General features: G+C 65.7%; 15 protein-coding genes. 10 read left to right on the forward strand and 5 right to left on the reverse strand.

Features of this window, described 5'->3' with window-relative positions; genetic code table 11:
* Positions 1-279: 279 nt before the first annotated feature.
* From QP140_RS03940 to QP140_RS03965, 6 genes are all read left to right on the forward strand, one after another.
* A complete protein-coding gene (locus QP140_RS03940; RefSeq protein WP_284758302.1) occupies positions 280-1,113 on the forward strand; it encodes an HAD family hydrolase in 834 nt (277 codons plus the stop codon).
* A gap of 173 nt (positions 1,114-1,286) precedes the next feature.
* A complete protein-coding gene (locus QP140_RS03945; RefSeq protein ID WP_284758304.1) occupies positions 1,287-3,848 on the forward strand; it encodes a glycoside hydrolase family 65 protein in 2,562 nt (853 codons plus the stop codon).
* Positions 3,849-4,086: 238 nt separating this feature from the next.
* Positions 4,087-4,872 (forward strand): succinate dehydrogenase cytochrome b subunit, encoded by a 786-nt coding sequence (locus tag QP140_RS03950; protein WP_284758305.1) that lies wholly within the window; start codon positions 4,087-4,089, stop codon positions 4,870-4,872.
* 30 nt (positions 4,873-4,902) lie between these two features.
* Positions 4,903-6,936, forward strand: a complete 2,034-nt coding sequence (locus QP140_RS03955; RefSeq protein WP_070761167.1) for a fumarate reductase/succinate dehydrogenase flavoprotein subunit — start codon at positions 4,903-4,905, stop codon at positions 6,934-6,936.
* Entirely contained in the window at positions 6,936-7,685 is a 750-nt protein-coding gene (locus QP140_RS03960) for a succinate dehydrogenase/fumarate reductase iron-sulfur subunit (RefSeq protein ID WP_012359469.1), read from the forward strand. The genes QP140_RS03955 and QP140_RS03960 overlap by 1 nt, the downstream gene beginning before the upstream one ends.
* A 45-nt stretch (positions 7,686-7,730) precedes the next feature.
* Positions 7,731-8,045: a hypothetical protein gene (locus tag QP140_RS03965; RefSeq protein WP_070758543.1), complete on the forward strand. Its 315-nt coding sequence runs from the start codon at positions 7,731-7,733 to the stop codon at positions 8,043-8,045.
* 62 nt (positions 8,046-8,107) lie between these two features.
* Here the strand turns inward: QP140_RS03965 and QP140_RS03970 are convergent, their stop codons facing one another.
* Positions 8,108-8,278 (reverse strand): hypothetical protein, encoded by a 171-nt coding sequence (locus QP140_RS03970; RefSeq protein ID WP_168167012.1) that lies wholly within the window; start codon positions 8,276-8,278, stop codon positions 8,108-8,110.
* A 74-nt stretch (positions 8,279-8,352) separates the two neighbouring features.
* On the opposite strand from QP140_RS03970, the gene QP140_RS03975 reads away from it, so the two are divergent.
* From QP140_RS03975 to deoC, 3 genes are all read left to right on the forward strand, one after another.
* The gene (locus QP140_RS03975; protein WP_284758311.1) at positions 8,353-9,678 is read left to right on the forward strand and encodes a DUF445 domain-containing protein; all 1,326 of its coding nucleotides are present in this window, start codon (positions 8,353-8,355) and stop codon (positions 9,676-9,678) included.
* 61 nt (positions 9,679-9,739) lie between these two features.
* On the forward strand, positions 9,740-10,060 hold the full coding sequence (locus QP140_RS03980; protein ID WP_070758545.1) for a DUF2516 family protein: 321 nt from the start codon (positions 9,740-9,742) through the stop codon (positions 10,058-10,060).
* Positions 10,061-10,125: 65 nt separating this feature from the next.
* Positions 10,126-10,773 carry a deoxyribose-phosphate aldolase gene (deoC, locus tag QP140_RS03985; RefSeq protein WP_284758415.1) on the forward strand — a complete coding sequence of 216 codons (648 nt, stop codon included), beginning with the start codon at positions 10,126-10,128 and terminating at the stop codon, positions 10,771-10,773.
* A 19-nt stretch (positions 10,774-10,792) separates the two neighbouring features.
* On the opposite strand, the gene QP140_RS03990 is transcribed toward deoC, so the two are convergent.
* The 3 genes from QP140_RS03990 to QP140_RS04000 are packed head-to-tail and all read right to left on the reverse strand — an operon-like array spanning position 10,793 to position 13,176.
* The gene (locus QP140_RS03990) at positions 10,793-11,785 is read right to left on the reverse strand and encodes an LmeA family phospholipid-binding protein (RefSeq protein ID WP_070758547.1); all 993 of its coding nucleotides are present in this window, start codon (positions 11,783-11,785) and stop codon (positions 10,793-10,795) included.
* Between the two features lie 44 nt (positions 11,786-11,829).
* On the reverse strand, positions 11,830-12,669 hold the full coding sequence (locus tag QP140_RS03995) for a class I SAM-dependent methyltransferase (protein WP_284758312.1): 840 nt from the start codon (positions 12,667-12,669) through the stop codon (positions 11,830-11,832).
* A gap of 6 nt (positions 12,670-12,675) precedes the next feature.
* Positions 12,676-13,176: a DUF2505 domain-containing protein gene (locus tag QP140_RS04000; protein WP_284758315.1), complete on the reverse strand. Its 501-nt coding sequence runs from the start codon at positions 13,174-13,176 to the stop codon at positions 12,676-12,678.
* Positions 13,177-13,199: 23 nt separating this feature from the next.
* Here QP140_RS04000 and QP140_RS04005 point away from each other — a divergent pair, with 23 nt between their 5' ends.
* Positions 13,200-14,447 carry a UDP-N-acetylmuramate dehydrogenase gene (locus tag QP140_RS04005; RefSeq protein ID WP_284758316.1) on the forward strand — a complete coding sequence of 416 codons (1,248 nt, stop codon included), beginning with the start codon at positions 13,200-13,202 and terminating at the stop codon, positions 14,445-14,447.
* A gap of 171 nt (positions 14,448-14,618) precedes the next feature.
* Here the strand turns inward: QP140_RS04005 and QP140_RS04010 are convergent, their stop codons facing one another.
* Entirely contained in the window at positions 14,619-16,400 is a 1,782-nt protein-coding gene (locus tag QP140_RS04010) for a long-chain-fatty-acid--CoA ligase (protein WP_148811562.1), read from the reverse strand.
* Positions 16,401-16,449 lie beyond the last annotated feature (49 nt).

A 16,449-nucleotide genomic window follows, 5' to 3' on the forward strand; every position in this document is an offset into this window, starting at 1 on the left:
AGCAGCCGGCTGGTTACACTGAGCCGATCCTGCACGCACGTCGTTTGGAGTTCAAGGCTAAAAACGGCATCGCCTAACACGGCTGCCGACTCTCGCCAGCGCCCGTGAACGGGGCCGGTGAGTAAAACAACGGGGCGGACACACCACAACGGTGTGCCCGCCCCGTTTTCTTTTGGGGGGTGGTGGCGACGGTGAGGCGGCAGTGGGGTGTGCAGGAGGAAGCGCAAAGGGAAAGTCTGCCCGGCCACAAACGGTGGCGGGGAACGTACTATCGGCAGCATGAACCCTGGGAACGTGAACAAGCGACAGCCCGAGACGTCGACAAGCGGGCAGGGGAGCGGCACTGCAGACGCAGACCTGCCCGACCTGTGCCTGCCCGATCTGTGGCAGTACGGCGCGATCCTCTTCGACCTCGACGGCGTGATCACCCCCACCGCCGACCTCCACCGCGAGGCCTGGGCCCACATGTTCACCGAGTACTTCCGCGAACTCGGCGCCGGTGGGCAGAGCGTAGCCGAGTACACCGACCAGGACTACTACGACTACCTCGACGGCCGACCACGGACCGAGGGCATCGCCGCCCTGCTGCGCTCCCGCGGCATCGACCTGCCCACCGGTAGCGAGGCGGACACGGCGGCAGAGAACACCGTCTACGGGCTGGGCGAACGTAAGAACGCCGAGTTCCTCCGACTGCTGGGCCAGGGCATTGCGGCCTACCCGGGCAGTGTCCAGCTCCTCGACAGCCTGGCTGCGCCGAAGGGGGGCGTGACCCCGCCCCGGCTGGCGATCGTCTCCTCCTCCAAGAATGCGCGCCCCGTGCTCGAGGCGGCGGGCCTGCTCGACCGCTTCGAGCTGGTCGTGGACGGCCTGGTCGGCGCGGAACTCGAGCTGCCCGGCAAGCCCGCCCCAGATACCTACCTGCACGCGGCCACGTGGTTGGGTGTTCCCGCCGAGAAGGCCGTGGTGGTGGAGGACGCTCTCAGCGGGGTGGCCTCCGGGCGTAACGGCAAGTTCGGCCTCGTCGTGGGGGTGGACCGGGGAGCGGGCGACCAGGAACTGCTCGACGCCGGGGCGGACACCGTGGTCGCCGACCTCGCAGACTTCGTGGGCTAGCCCCGCGATAGCGCCACAGCCCTCGCCGTACCGCCTTGTGCAGCCGCGCAATAGAGCCCCCGTGCAGCCGCACAAGCCAGCAACGTGACAACCCGAGCCCGCGATTCGGGGTAGTGCAACCCGCCCGCTAGACTGTGCGCGGCTCAGAAGAAAACCTCAACATGTGGGACACAATGACCTCAGCTTCTCAAACCGGAAACGCACAGCTCCAAGCCTTCCTTGCCGCCAAGCGCAACGGTGGCGCGCAGGGGCCGAACCGGCCGATCGACGGTGCGGACTTGGCCACCGAGGGCTACCGGGCGGACCGCCACCACCACGGCGTCGACCCATTGGAGCTGATCGACCGCGATAACAACCCCGTCTGGGAGTGGGGCTGGGCGGAAACCAAACCCAACCGCACCGACTTGGGTGTCGCCGAGACACTCTTCGCGCAGTCCAACGGCTACCTCGGCATGCGCGGCAACCCGCCGGAGGGCCGCGACTCCGCCGTCCACGGCACCTATATCAATGGCGTCTACGAGAACTGGAAGATCACCCACGCCGAGGACGCCTACGGCCTGGCCCGCGACGGCCAGTCCATCATCGACGTCCCCGACGCGAAGGCGATGCGCCTGTACATCGACGACGAGCCGTTGCGCCTCGGCAACGCGGATATCAGTGAGTACAGCCGCACCCTCGACTTCCGTGATGGTGTGCTGCGCCGCAGCATGATCTGGCGTACCCCAGGCGGCAAGCGCGTGCGCGTGACCACCGAGCGCATGGTCAGCTTCCAGGAGCGCCACCTGGCGATCATGGCGCTCGAAGTGGAGCTGCTGGATTCGGACGCCGCCGTCGTCGTCTCCTCCCAGCTGCTCAACCGCCAGGACGGCGAGGGCGAGTTCCCGGATAACAACGGCCCCGTCGCCGTCCAGGATGGAGAGCTGGACCCGCGGAAAGGCTCCACCTTCGACGAGCGCGTCCTGATCCCGAAGTACCAGTCCCAACCCGAACCAGAGCGCGCGACCCTGGGTTACCAGGTCAACCACTCCGGAATGACGGTCGCCGCCTCCATGGACCACGAGCTGCGTGTGGACAACCCGGCGACCGCGGATTCCGGCGACGTCGAGGTGACCACGGAGGTCGCGGAGGACGTCGCCAGCGTCGTCTACCACATCAACGGCGCGAAAGGCTGCCACCTGCGCCTAGAGAAATTCGTCAGCTACCACTCCTCCCGCCACGTGGCCCCGAAGGAGCTGGCCTTCCGCTGCGACCGCACGATCAACCGGGCGAAGCAGGTGGGCTACAGCAGCCTCGTGGAGAACCAGCGCGAGTGGCTGGGCGAGTTCTGGGAGCGCTCGGACGTGCGCATCGGTGGCCAACCAGAGCTGCAGCAGGCGGCCCGCTGGTGCATCTTCCAGCTGATCCAGGCCTCCGCGCGGGCCGAGACCACCGGTGTTCCCGCCAAGGGGCTGACCGGTGCCGGCTACGGCGGGCACTACTTCTGGGACACGGAGATCTACGTGATGCCGTTCCTCAGCTACACGAACTCGAATTACGCCCGCAATGCGCTGCGCTTCCGCTACGAGATGCTGCCCTCCGCGCACGAGCGTGCCCTGGAGCTTTCCCACGACGGCGTGCTCTTCCCGTGGCGCACGATTAACGGGCACGAGTCCTCCGCGTACTACGCCGCGGGCACGGCGCAGTATCACATCGACGCAGACGTGGCCTTCGCGCTGATGAAGTACTTCTACGCCACCGGGGATAAGGAGTTCCTCATGCGTGAGGGTGTGGAGATCCTGCTGGGTACGGCCCGGTTCTGGGTATCCATCGGCTTCTTTAACTCCGTGCAGGATCGCTTTGAGATCCACGCGGTCACCGGCCCGGATGAGTACACCACGGTGGTGAATAACAACCTCTACACCAACGTGATGGCGCAATATAACCTGCGCATGGCTGCGAAGGTGCTGAAGACGATGCGCGCCGAGCGGCCGGATGACTACGCGGACCTGGCTGCCCAGCACAAGCTCAACGATTCCGAGTTGGATCGCTGGGAGCTGGCAGCCGAGCAGATGTACATCCCCTTCAATGAGGAGCTGGGGATCAATCCGCAGGATGATTTCTTCCTCAACCGCCAGATCTGGGATCTGGACGATCCGAACGGTGAGCCGAAGCGGCCCCTGTTGCTGCACTATCACCCGCTGACGATCTACCGCTATCAGATCCTGAAGCAGGCGGACGTGGTGCTGGCTCTGTTCCTGCAGGGGAAGCGATTCTCCCAGGAGGTCAAGCGGGCTGACTATGACTACTACGATCGGCTGACCACGGGGGATTCCACCCTCTCGGCGGTGGTGCAGTCCATCATGGCCGCCGAGCTCGGCTATGCGGATAAGGCTCTGGAGTTTTTCCACCGCGGGCTGTTCGTGGACCTGGCGGATATGCATGGCAACACGAGCGACGGCGTGCACATCGCCTCCTGCGGTGGGGTGTGGACTGCGCTGACCTATGGCTTTGGTGGACTGCGCGATCACGAGGGCGAGTTCACCATTGACCCCCGTCTGCCGGAGGGTTGGGAGCACCTCAGCTACAACGTCACCATCCGGGATGTCCAGGTTCGCGTGACGGTTCGCCCGGGTGAGGTGGAGCTGGTCTCCGTTCAGGGGAAGGACGCCGGTGTGGTCACGGTGCTGGGGCAGCAGGTCCGGGTCACCGGTGAGCCGCAGGTTGTCGTGGGGGAGACGGTGCTCGCCGCGGGCTAGGTCCGGACCCGCCCTCTTCTTCTCCCCGCCCCGGTGGCCTCCTCAGCCGCCGGGGCGGGGAGTTTTGTGGCTGGTGCGACTGATGTGATTCGGGGGTATTTACGCAACGCGGCTGTTGCGCAATAGGTGCACTTCCTGTGATTTTGCCCCAAATAGGGTGTAAAACCCCAGGGTGGACCATGGCAGTTAGTGACCAAGGTCTCCAAGCTCGTAGAGTTATTACGACACTGGAGGTGCCATGACTGTAAAGAATGACGAAAACCGGGACGCCCTTGTCCACGGGAAAATAACGACGAAAGCCCTGCGCGAAAAGCCGGGCATCCCAACCTGGGTTATGAAGCTGACGATGGCCATCACCGGCATCATCTTCGGCCTGTTTGTTCTGGTCCACATGCTCGGAAACCTGAAGGTTTACACCGGCGCTGAGGGCCTCAATACTTACGCGGACTTCCTCCGCGAGGTCGGTTCGCCGATCCTGCCTGAGGGCGGCATGCTGTGGATCTTCCGCATCGTGCTGCTCGTGGCAATCGTGCTGCACGTGTGGTTTGCGTTCGCGCTGATCGGCCGCAGCCACCAGTCCCGCGGCCGCTTCCGCCGCAAGGGCATGGTCAGCAACTGGAATACCTTCTCCGCACGCACCATGCCGGTCACCGGCATCGTGCTGCTGCTGTTCATCATCTTCCACATCCTGGACCTGACCCTGGGTGTCCAGCCGGCTGCGTCCAGCGAGTTCATCGAGGCTGTTGACGGCAACCACGCCGCCTACCAGAACCTCGTGGCCTCCTTCGAGCGCCCGGCAGTGGCGATCATCTACATCGTCGCGATGTTCATCCTGTTCGCCCACCTGTCTCACGGCATCTGGACCGCATCCTCGGACCTGGGTATCACCGGCCACCGCTGGCGCCAGGTGATCCTGTGGATCTCCTACCTGGTCCCGGCCCTGATCCTCATCGGCAATATCTCTATCCCACTGGCTGTGCTGTTCGGGGGCATTGAGCAAGTGCCATTCGTCCCAGGCGTTTAAGCTCGCGAGTCTGTTAAGGAGTAAACGGCTATGAGCGATGTTATTAATCACCCGCACAACCAAACTGCGGATTTCAACTACGACGAGGCAGTCGCAGCTTTCACCGCGCCTGAGTCCTCCGTCGACGGCGTGACCGTCGGCAAGGTTCTGAAGGACAACGCCCCGCACGAGGTCGGCCAGGATCAGCAGTGGACCTACGCCAAGGACCACTTCGGCCTGGTGTCCCCGCTGAACCGCAACAAGTTCCGCGTCCTGATCGTCGGTACCGGCCTGGCCGGTGGCGCTGCCGCTGCAGCCCTCGGCGAGCTGGGCTACGACGTGAAGGTCTTCACGTACCACGATTCCCCACGCCGCGCGCACTCCATTGCTGCGCAGGGTGGTGTGAACTCCTCCCGCGGTAAGAAGCTGGATAACGACTCGACCTACCTCCACACCAAGGACACGGTCAAGGGTGGCGACTACCGCTGCCGCGAGAACGACTGCTGGCGCCTGGCCATGGAGTCCCCGAAGGTCATCGACCACATGAACGCCATCGGCGCACCGTTCTCCCGCGAGTACGGCGGCACTCTGGCAACCCGTTCCTTCGGTGGCGTGCAGGTTTCCCGCACCTACTACACCCGTGGTCAAACGGGTCAGCAGCTGCAGCTGGCGACGACCTCCGCGCTGTACCGCCAGATCGGCGCCGGCAACGTGGAGATCTTCACCCACGCAGACATGCAGGACGTCATCGTCGAGGACGGCGTCTGTAAGGGTGTCGTGATGCGCAACCTGATCACCGGTGAGCTGACCGCTCACACCGGCCACGCAACCGTGCTGGCCACCGGTGGTTACGGCAACGTGTACCACATGTCCACCCTGGCGAAGAACTCCAACGTTTCCGCCATCATGCGCGCCTACGACCAGGGTGCCTACATGGCGTCCCCGTCCTTCGTGCAGTTCCACCCGACCGGCCTGCCGGTCAACTCGGACTGGCAGTCCAAGACCATCCTGATGTCCGAGTCCCTGCGTAACGACGGCCGCATCTGGACCCCGAAGAAGAAGGGCGACGACCGCGACCCGAACAACATCCCGGACGACGAGCGCGACTACTTCCTGGAGCGTCGTTACCCGGCATTCGGCAACCTGGTCCCGCGAGACATCGCGTCCCGCGCGAACGCCCAGCAGATCAACGCTGGCTACGGCGTTGGCCCGAAGAAGAACTCCGTCTACCTGGACCTGGGTGACGCCATCAAGCGCCTCGGCAAGGACACCATCCGCGAGCGCTACGGCAACCTGATTCAGATGTACGAGGAGGCCATCGGTGAGTCCGCGTACGAGACCCCGATGCGCATCGCCCCGACCTGCCACTACACCATGGGTGGCCTGTGGACCGACTTCCACGAGATGACCTCCATCCCAGGGCTCTTCTGCTCCGGCGAGGCATCCTGGATGTACCACGGTGCAAACCGACTGGGTGCTAACTCCCTGCTCTCCTCCTCCGTCGAGGGCTGGTTCACCCTGCCGTTCACGATCCCGAACTACCTGGCACCGCTGCTGGGCGAGGAGGTCTCGGCTGAGGACTCCCCGGCCGCACAGGAGGCCCTGGAGCGCTCTCAGAAGCGCATCGACCGGATCATGAACATCCGTGGCGAGGAGCCACACGGCGCGGCCCACTACCACCGTCAGCTCGGCGAGATCCTGTACTTCTCCTGTGGCGTGTCCCGCAACGTCGAGGACATGAAGGACGGCATCGAGAAGATCCGCGCACTGCGCAAGGAATTCTGGGCCAACGTCCACGTCCCGGGCGAGGCCAACGAGATGAACCAGGAGCTGGAGTACGCACTGCGTGTGGCCGACTACCTGGATCTCGGCGAGCTCATGTGCGTCGACGCACTGGACCGCGACGAGTCCTGCGGTGCCCACTACCGCGATGACCACCTCTCCGAGGACGGCGAGGCCGAGCGTGACGATGACAACTGGTGCTTCGTCTCCGCTTGGGAGTCGAACGGCGATGAGAAGTTCATCCGCCACTCCGAGCCGCTGTACTTCGATCGAATCCCGCTGATGACAAGGAATTACAAGTAATGAAGCTGAATCTTGAAATTTGGCGTCAGGCGGGCCCGAACGCCGAAGGCCACTTCGAGTCCGTCAAGGTTGACGACGCCGCAGAACAGATGTCCATCCTGGAGCTGCTGGACCACGTCAACACCATGTACGTCGAGGCTGGCAAGGAGCCCTTCGCCTTCGCCTCTGACTGCCGCGAGGGTATCTGTGGTACCTGTGGCCTGATGGTGAACGACCGTCCGCACGGCCCAGACCAGAACAAGCCTGCCTGCCAGCAGCGCCTGGTTTCCTTCAACGATGGCGACACCATCAAGCTGGAGCCGCTGCGCTCCGCTGCCTACCCGGTCATCAAGGACATGGTCGTCGACCGTTCCGCACTGGACCGCGTCATGGAGAAGGGCGGCTTCGTCTCCGTCCAGGCTGGTACCGCACCGGACGCCGACGACCTGCTGGTCAACCACTCCGACGCGGAGAAGGCTCTGGACCACGCGGCCTGCATCGGCTGTGGTGCCTGTGTCGCAGCGTGCCCGAACGGTGCTGCTCACCTGTTCACCGGCGCGAAGCTGGTTCACCTCACCCTGTCCCCGATGGGTCGCGAGGAGCGCGGCAAGCGCGCCCGCGCCATGGTCGACGAGGTGGAGACCAACTTCGGTCACTGCTCCCTGTACGGCGAGTGCGCGGACGTCTGCCCAGCTGGCATCCCGCTGACCGCCGTTGCCGCAATCACGAAGGAGCGCGCACGCGCTGCCTTCCGCGGTAAGGACGACTAGGTTAAGCTGTAGATACATACAGGTTTTCCGGAAAGTAGGAAAGAAATGGCTCTCGCTGAAAACCTCCACATGGAGCGTTACTACGAGGACGGCTTCGTCCCGTCGAGCTACGATGCGCCGCACTCTTCTCTGCACCGCTCTATCACCTGGGTCGCAATGGGCTCCATCCTGAGCTCCCTGGCCTTCTTCGGCATGGCGATCTACGGCCTGGCTGGTGCAGCCGGTAGCGACAATGCAACCGGGTTCGTTATCGCAGGTCTGATCGGTGCTGCGCTCTTCCTCTTCGGTGGCTTCGCCATGGTCCACATCGGCCGTGCGAACTACCGCGAGTACGTCAAGCGCAGTGGTCGCATCCACTAGAACTTGGCTAGCGAGCGCGTAATGAACGCGCAGGGCACGCACCTCCAACGTAGCCCGCAAAGCTAGTACTTGAGGCCACCCCGGTCCCCGTCATTGAGGACGGCGACCGGGGTGGCCTTTTTTGCATGCCGTTCCCGGTCATGCCGCGGAGCACGAGACCTGGCCAGTGCATCGACCCCGGGGAAGATGCGGGTGAGATTAGGCAGCTCGTTCTCCGCACCGGGGGCAGTCAATCGGAGTGGGGGTGTGGCGCGTGCCGGCCGGGGCGAGGGGACCGCCGAAGGCCCAAAGCTGCGATACTGGTGGGGTGAGCCATCGCAGCATTGATAACCCCGCCCCAGCAAGCAGCAGCCTGCCAGTGCCCGGCCCCTCCCCGGAGTCCGAGGCCCAGCGGCGCCACGACCTGCGCAAGCACAAGGCCATCGCCTCGGGTCTGCTGATCTTCGCGGCGATCGTCTTCGCAATCTGCCGCATCGTGGATCACGGCGGCAATGCCCCGGCCTGGGTCGGCTACGTCCAGGCCGCCGCCGAGGCCGGCATGGTGGGTGGCATCGCGGACTGGTTCGCCGTCACCGCACTCTTCCGCCACCCACTGGGCCTGCCGATCCCGCACACCGCGATCATCAAACGGAAGAAGGACCAGGTCGGCCACTCGCTGTCGGAGTTCGTCGGCGAGAACTTCCTCAACGCCACCCTGATCTCCGAGAAGCTGCGCGCCGCTCACCTGCCTACACGGGCCGCCAAGTGGGTTGTGGAATCCGAGGGGGACCAGGTCATCAGCCGGGAGATCGGCAAGCTGATCCGGCTGACGGTCAACGGGGTGAACGCCAAGGAGGTCGAGGCCGTCCTACGCGTGATGGTCATCGACCGCCTCCGCGAACCACAGTGGGGTCCACCGATGGGGCGCGGCCTACAGCAGCTCATCGACGAAGGGCGCACCGAGCCACTGGTGGACGCGGCCGTCATCTGGATGGACGATAAGGCCCGCGAGTCGGAGGACTTCATCGTCAACCTCATCGACGAGCGCACCCCGCGCTGGGCGCCCCGCTTCGTCCGCGAGCTCGTCGGCGACCGCGTCTACCGCGAGGTCGTGGACTTCACCGCTGCGGTGCGGGCCAACCCGAACCACGAGGCCCGCCAGCAGTTTCGCAGCTTCATCGCGGGTCTGGCCCGCGACCTTCAGCACGACCCGGTGATGATCCAACGCATGGAGAACATCAAGGAAGACATCCTCAACTCCGGGCCCATCACCGCCCTCCCGGCGACCGTGTGGGAGAACACCCGGCACGTGCTCGCAGAGCAGGCCGAGGACCCAGACTCCATGCTGCGCACCCGCATCGCGGCCTGGGTCACCGAATTCGCCAACCGGGTGCTCGCGGAACCACAGCTGCGAGAAAACCTCGAAGACCGGCTGGTGGGGGCGGCGGCCTACCTGGCGGAGAACTACGCAGGCGAGGTCACCAGCATCATCGGCGAGACCGTGGAGCGGTGGGATGCTGAGGAGGCCAGTGACCGCATCGAGCTGATGGTGGGTAAGGACCTGCAGTTCATCCGCGTCAACGGCACCGTCGTGGGCTCCCTGGCGGGGTTGGCTATCTACTCGCTGGCGCAGCTGATCGGCTGGCTCTTCTAGCGGCAGGGTCCGTGGCCTGCCGCTCCCGCTACGTGTCCGGGGAGTGCATTAGGATGAGGCCATGATGAATCCCGCACTACTCATCGGCTTCAAGGTGGCTGGCTACCTGTATTTGTCCCTGTCCGTGATCGTTCTGATCCTGGGGGTTGCTGCCGCTGCCCAGGTGGCAATGACCCGCGATGACGCCTTCGATGTCATCAACCGCAAGAAGCAGAACTGGCTGCTGCTCGGGGGTGGTGCGGCGCTGACGGGCCTGTTCGGCATCTTCGGCGGCGGTGCCTTCCCGCTGTGGATCATCGGTGCGGTGATCGTCGGTATCTACTGGCAGGACGTCCGCCCGGCGATCCGCGACGTCCTCGATAACGCCTCTGGGGCGTGGTAGCCGTGGCTGCTTCCCAGAACTCTTCCGGGCCGGTGGTCCCGAGCCGCGAGTCGGTCGCCCAGATTATGGACGCCACCCTGCTGGCCACCGACGCCAGCCGCGAGGACGTGCGGGCGCTGCTCCGCGAGGCCCAGGAACTTGGCTGTGGCGCGGTGTGCGTATCCCCGTCCATGCTGCCGATCTCGGGGGATTACCCCGGGCTGCGGGTGGCCACGGTGACGGGATTCCCCTCCGGCAAGCACCAGAGCCTCATCAAGGCCACCGAGGCCCGCTTTTCGGTGGAGCAGGGCGCCGATGAGGTGGACATGGTGATCGACGTGGCCAATGCTCTGGCCGCCGACGAGAATGCCATGCTCTCGGAGATCATGGCCGTGCGCGAGGCGATACCAGCACCGGCGGTGCTGAAGGTGATCCTGGAGTCCGCGGTGCTTTCCGAGGAGCAGCTGCGCGCGGCGGTGCGTTCGGCCGCCCGGGCCGGCGCAGATTTTGTGAAGACCTCCACCGGCTTCCACCCGGCGGGTGGCGCCAGCGTCGAGGCCGTGCGGATCATGGCCGATGAGCTGGATCGGATGGGCAAGCGTGGTCAGGTGGGGATCAAGGCCTCCGGTGGCATCCGTACCTGGGAGCAGGCCGTGGCCATGATCGAGGCGGGGGCGACCCGCTTGGGGGTATCCGCTGCGCGCGCAATCCTCGAGGGCGCGCCGCAGCAGTAGCCGGGGTTTGGTAGGGGGCTTAAGCCGCAGCCCGGTTGAAGATCTCGCCGCCGGAGCCCACGGCTCCCGGGCGGTCCTCCCCGGCCGGGGTGTCGTCCCCAGCACCGTCGTTGCTGCGACCCCCGCGCGGGCTGTCCTGCCCGCCCTGCTGGGGCTGGCCCGCCTCGTTCAGGGAGTTCTGTAGCTCGTCGATGTGGACGTCCGTGCCGTGCAGGGAGATCTGCAGGCCCCGGTTGGTGACGCGCACGTCCCGGGCCTCCAGGCCGCCCGGCGTGTTCTGGTCCACGGAATCCTCGACCGCGCCGCCGAGTGTCTCGGCGAGGACATCCGGCAGCTCCTGGCCGAAGACCTTCACTGCCGAGACCTCCATCGTCAGCTGGCCCTGCTCGATCTTCGGGCTCATCACGATGCTGGCCAGCCCACCGCTGAACTGCACCTCGAGGGTCTGATCCTTGGGGTTCGGCACAACGTCATTGACCTGCAGAAGCTGACTCATCAGGTCATCGCCCGACTGACCGGACTGGTTGGCGATCATCTCCGCCTTCATGACCTCCTTCGGCAGCTCCGCGTCGACGGTCAGCTCCCCGAAGATCATGTCCTCCGGGTTCTCCCCCATCGAGAGCTTCTTGCCGGTGATATGGGTGCGCGGCATGCCGGTGATGACCGGGCGGCTGGGGTCGTTATCCTCATAGGAGACGTCGATGCTGGAGGGGACCTCCACCTCCAGGTGGGGCAGCGAGCCCTGCACCAGCCCAAAGAGAACAGGGGTGGTGCCCAACGAGACCTTCGGGTCCTCGGCCATGCGCGAATCCGAGGCCTCGGTCATGGCGTTGGTGATCTCATGCTTGATGTACCAGCGCGCGCCGAACTCGGCGATCAGCGCGAGCAGGAGCACGATGACCACGATGATGGCCAGGATCTTCGGCGCCTTCGACTTCTTCTCCGGCGCCTGCTGGGCCGGGTAGCCGGAGAATTGGGGCTGCTGCTGGGGATAGTAATTTTGAGAGCTCACCCAACATAGTGTTCCGCAAAGCCGGCGAGATTTCTATAGAACGTCTAGAGCCGGATGTCGCTGACGAGCCCCCAGGGGACGGTGAGCAGGTTGTCCTGGATCCGCCGCCGCGGGTTGAGCTTCGCCACCCCGGCAGGGAGCTGGCCCAGCAGGTCCTCCCGGGCGAAGCGCCAGCGCACCCGCGGGCCGTAGGGCGCATAACCCGCCGCCCGGTCCCAGGCCGCATCCGCAGCCTGCAGCAGCGTGAAGACCTTGTGGCCCTTGGTGTTCTCGTGGATCAGGGCCTTCGGCAACCGTTCCGCCACATCCGAAGGCTTTTCCACATCGGCCGGGTCCCAGGCCAGCGTCAGCGTCCGGGGGCCGGACTCGTCCAGGAGCACCCAGGCCGCCCGCCGTCCGATCTCATCGCACGTTCCCTCGATGATCTGCCCGCCGGGGTTAAGCCCCGCGATCATCATCCGCCAGGCTGCCAGGACCTCGGAGACGTCGTACTGCCGCAGCACGTTGAAGGCCCGCACCACCTCGGCGCGGTGGCCCGCCAACTCGAAGCCGCCCAGGGCGAATTCCACACCATCGCGGGGCGGCAGCACCCGGGAGGGCTCGATCTCGAGCCCCAGCACGCGCACCTCAGGGTTTACCCGGCGCAGCCACCCCGCCCATTCCACCGTGGTGGTGTGAGAAGCCCCGTAGCCCACATCCACGGCAAGGGGGCGACGTCCTGATAAAGAAGCGGCATCGAAGGCAGCGCGCACCGCGGGGTGATGGGCGAGCCACCGATCGGCCTTGCGCAGCCGGTTGAAGCCGGTCGTGCCACGGGTGGGTACGCCAACGGGCCCGTCCCGCGACCAGGAACGGGCCCGTAGATTGTGGGCGTGATCAGCCACGGAAGTTTAGGCGTTCTCCTTCAGATACTTCTCGATCAGGGAGGACTCGTGGGCGATGAACTGCTCGACCCACTCCATGATCTTCGGCTCCAGCATGGAACCCATCATGGGGATCTTAACGTCCACCGCGGACTTGGCGCTCAGGGAGGTCGCGCCATCGGCGTCCTGCAGCACCAGGTCGGCATTGAACTTCACCGGCAGGCCCGAGACCTCCGCGGTGACGGTCCCGGTCGCGCGGCCGCCCTCGACCGGTCCCAAGGTGACGGTGCGGGCCAGCTCCAGGGCGGCCGGAACCATCGCGCGGAAGGACTCTGGGACGGCATCAATCGGCAGCTTCTCGGCCAGCTCAACCTTGACGTTCGGGCCGCCGGTGAAGTTGCGGACCTCGCCGGGCTCGTCGCCGATGTTCTTCGCCTCGTACTCCCAGTACTCCTGGGAAGACAGTGCGGCGTGGACATCGGCGAGCGGGAAGCCGATGCTGTGGGTGTTCTCACTGTTAGTCGTCATGGCTACAGGCTACCGTTAGAGGGGTGACACAAAAGCAGAATCACGCCAATACTTTTCCGGCCGCAACTACCGGCCCCGCCGCCCCGCCGAGCCTCGACGAGGTGGCCGCCGCCGTCGCCCCCACCGGGGCTGCCGTGGATCGCCGCCCGCTCGCGGAACTGACCACGCTGCGCATCGGCGGGCAGCCCGCCGCCGTGGCGGAATGCACCACCGCCGAGCAGCTGGCCGGTGTGCTGGAGGCCGTCGATGCCGCGGGATGGCGCGTGCTGATCGTCGGTGGGGGATCGAACCTGCTGATCGGGGACGGGCCGGAGGTCTCCGAGCTGGTTGTGGTGCACGCCGCGGACGATCCGGAGGCTGCCATCAGCATCGATCCGGAGACGGGCGTGTGCTCGGCCTTCGCGGGAGTGGAGTGGGACCGCTTCGTCGCCGCGACCGTGGCTGCCGGCCTGGGCGGGCTGGAGTGCCTCAGCGGCATTCCGGGCTGCGTCGGCGCCACCCCGGTGCAAAACGTTGGCGCCTACGGGGCGGAGGTCTCCCAGGTGCTGCGCCGGGTACGCCTCTACGACCGCGCTCGCCGGGTCGCCGAGTGGGCGGAGCCCGAGAGCCTGGACCTGGCCTACCGCTACTCGAACCTGAAGTTCACCGACCGTGCGGCGGTGCTGGAGGTGGAGTTCCAGCTGGACCCGGCGGGGCTCTCCCTGCCGCTGCGCTTCGGTGAGCTGGCCCGGCGCTTGGGCGTGGCCCGCCCGGCCGAGGGGGAACAGGCCGGTGAGATCCGCCGCCCGGCAGCAGAGGTTCGCGAGGCGGTGCTGGAGCTGCGCGCCGGCAAGGGCATGGTTCTCAACGCCGAGGATCACGACACCTGGTCCGCCGGTTCCTTCTTCACGAACCCGGTCGTCGCGGGGGAGGCGGCGCGGGATGCGGTGGTCGCCGCCGTGCGCGAGCGCGTGGGTGAGTCGGAGGCCGAGGCCATGCCGCTGTTCTCCGTCGGCACGCCGGAGAATCCGGAGTTCAAGTTCTCCGCGGCCTGGCTCATCGAGCGGGCGGGCTTTCACAAGGGCTGGCAGGTGCCGGGCCGGGAGCGCGCCGGGCTGTCCACCAAGCACACTCTGGCGCTGACCAACCGGGGTGGGGCGAGTAGCGAGGACCTGGTGGCGCTGGCCACCGCGGTGCGCGACGGGGTCTTCGAGGCCTTCGGCGTGGAGCTGGTGCCAGAGCCCGTGTGGATCGGGGCGGAGCTGCCGCCGGTCAACCGCGCAACGGACTAGGCGCGAAGAAGGCTAGGGGGTCACACAGAACAACGCCCTAGGCGCGAGCTCTGCGACCCCATAACGGGGTCGGTCTCAGCCTAGGGCGTTGTGCGTGGTTGATGTCGCCGGGCGAGTGCCGGGGCGGGCCAGTCTGCCTAAGGTGCCGAACCCGGCACCCCAGGTGGCGGCTTAGCCCTCCTCGGCGACGATCTTTTCGACCAAGTCCTTGATCTCACGGCGGCGGATCTTACCAATCAGGTCCGCCGGCAGCTCGTCGACGACGAAGAAGCGACGCGGCACCTTGTAGCGGGTCATCTCGTGGCGTGCCCACTCCTTGACCTTCTCCTCGTCGAAGTCCTCCTTCTTGACGTGCTCGTCGAGCACCACAGCGGCGACGACCTCGTCGGAGCCGTCCTCCTTAGCCAGGCCCACCACGCCGGCCTTCGCGATCATCGGGTGGTCCGCCAGGACCTCCTCGACCTCCGCCGGGTAGACGTTGAAACCGCCGGTGATGATCATCTCCTTGATGCGGGAAACGATCCGCAGGAAGCCATCCTCCTCCATGACGGCCATGTCGCCGGTCTTGAACCAGTCTTCGAAGAACGGCTGCTCGTCCTCCGGGACGTTGATGTAGCCACTGAACACCTGCGGGCCGCGGACCAGCAGCTCGCCCTCCTCGCCGTCCGGCATGGTTCGGGAGAGATCCTCCGGGTCGGCCACGCGGATCTCGGTGCTCGGGAATGGGATGCCGATGTAGCCTGCGCGCGCGTTCTCCGAAATCGGGTTCGCGGTAACGATCGGGGCGGTCTCGGTCAGTCCGTAGCCCTCGATGATGGAGCCGCCCGTGCGACCCTGCCACTGGTGGGAGATGGACACCGGCAGCGGCGCCGCGCCGGACAGGGCGTTCTTCACGCCGTTGATGTCCAGGTTGTGCTCCTCCGCAGCCTCCAGGATCTTGTCGTACAGCGTCGGCACGCCCGGCATATACGTCGGCACCTGCTTCTTCATCTGGTCTACGATCAGCGGGATCTCCGGCTTCGGCAGCAGGCAGAGCTTGCCGCCAGTCGCCACGCCCAGCGCCGCGGTCAGGGTCAGGCCGAAGATGTGGAACATCGGCAGCGCTGCCAGGTAGATCTCCTGCTCGCCCTCGCCGAGTTCGCCAACCCAGGCCAGACCCTGGGCCACGTTCGCCATGATGTTGCGGTGCGTCAGCATCGCACCCTTCGGCTTACCGGTGGTGCCGGAAGTGAAGAGGATGAAGGCCTCGTCCTCCAGGCTGCGCTCCGGCACTGGGCTCAGGTACGCGCCATCGCCGCCGATGGTGCCGTCGACCAGCTTCTGGAAAGGCACCGTGCCCGGTGCCGGGGAGTGCAGCTGCTCCCGCTTCTCCTTCAGCGAGGAGACCGGCAGCTTCAGTGCGAACTGCTTGATCTTCGGCATCGCCTCGATCATGTTGACGGTGACGACGGTCTGCAGCTGCGTGCGGTTGACCAGCTCCTCGCACAGCGGGGCGATCTTGTCCCAGGCGATGATGACCTTCGCGCCGTGGTCGATGAACGGGCCCTGCAGCTCGCGGGCGGTGTACAGCGGGTTGTGCTCCACCACCGTCGCCCCCAGGTACAGCACCGCGAAGATGGAGATCAGGTGCTGCGGGCAGTTCGGTAGGCAGATCGCGACGCGGTCGCCACGGCGGACGCCGAGCGCCTTCAGGCCAGCGGCGACCTTACGGACCTGCACGTGAGCCTGAGCGTAGGTCGTTGTGCCGCCGAAGAAGTCGAGCATCACGTCCTTGCCGTGCTCGTTGCTGGCCTTGATGAACATGTCCACCAGGGTGTCGCCGCTGAGTTCGATCTCCGCAGGAGTCCAGGAGTTGTAGTACTTCAGGTACGGCTTCTCCCGCCACGCGCGGCCTTCAGGCTTCTTGCCTTCCTCGTTCACCGCGGAAGAGTTGGGGGCGAGGGTTTCGGTCATGTCTATGGCCTCCTTGGGAATCCGAAACAAGGAATGTGATGCGGGTCTC

Source organism: Corynebacterium sp. UMB9976, from assembly GCF_030212265.1.
In the GTDB taxonomy this organism is placed as follows: domain Bacteria; phylum Actinomycetota; class Actinomycetes; order Mycobacteriales; family Mycobacteriaceae; genus Corynebacterium.

Bases quoted from the DNA above. Each gene is read 5' to 3' on its own strand.
- deoC (WP_284758415.1), top strand. From the start codon at position 10,126: ATGGACGCCACCCTGCTGGCCACCGACGCCAGCCGCGAGGACGTGCGG.
- QP140_RS03940 (WP_284758302.1), top strand. From the start codon at position 280: ATGAACCCTGGGAACGTGAACAAGCGACAGCCCGAGACGTCGACAAGC.
- QP140_RS03980 (WP_070758545.1), top strand. From the start codon at position 9,740: ATGATGAATCCCGCACTACTCATCGGCTTCAAGGTGGCTGGCTACCTG.
- QP140_RS04000 (WP_284758315.1), bottom strand. From the start codon at position 13,176: ATGACGACTAACAGTGAGAACACCCACAGCATCGGCTTCCCGCTCGCC.
- QP140_RS04010 (WP_148811562.1), bottom strand. From the start codon at position 16,400: ATGACCGAAACCCTCGCCCCCAACTCTTCCGCGGTGAACGAGGAAGGC.
- QP140_RS03960 (WP_012359469.1), top strand. From the start codon at position 6,936: ATGAAGCTGAATCTTGAAATTTGGCGTCAGGCGGGCCCGAACGCCGAA.
- QP140_RS03945 (WP_284758304.1), top strand. From the start codon at position 1,287: ATGACCTCAGCTTCTCAAACCGGAAACGCACAGCTCCAAGCCTTCCTT.
- QP140_RS03955 (WP_070761167.1), top strand. From the start codon at position 4,903: ATGAGCGATGTTATTAATCACCCGCACAACCAAACTGCGGATTTCAAC.
- QP140_RS03965 (WP_070758543.1), top strand. From the start codon at position 7,731: ATGGCTCTCGCTGAAAACCTCCACATGGAGCGTTACTACGAGGACGGC.
- QP140_RS03950 (WP_284758305.1), top strand. From the start codon at position 4,087: ATGACTGTAAAGAATGACGAAAACCGGGACGCCCTTGTCCACGGGAAA.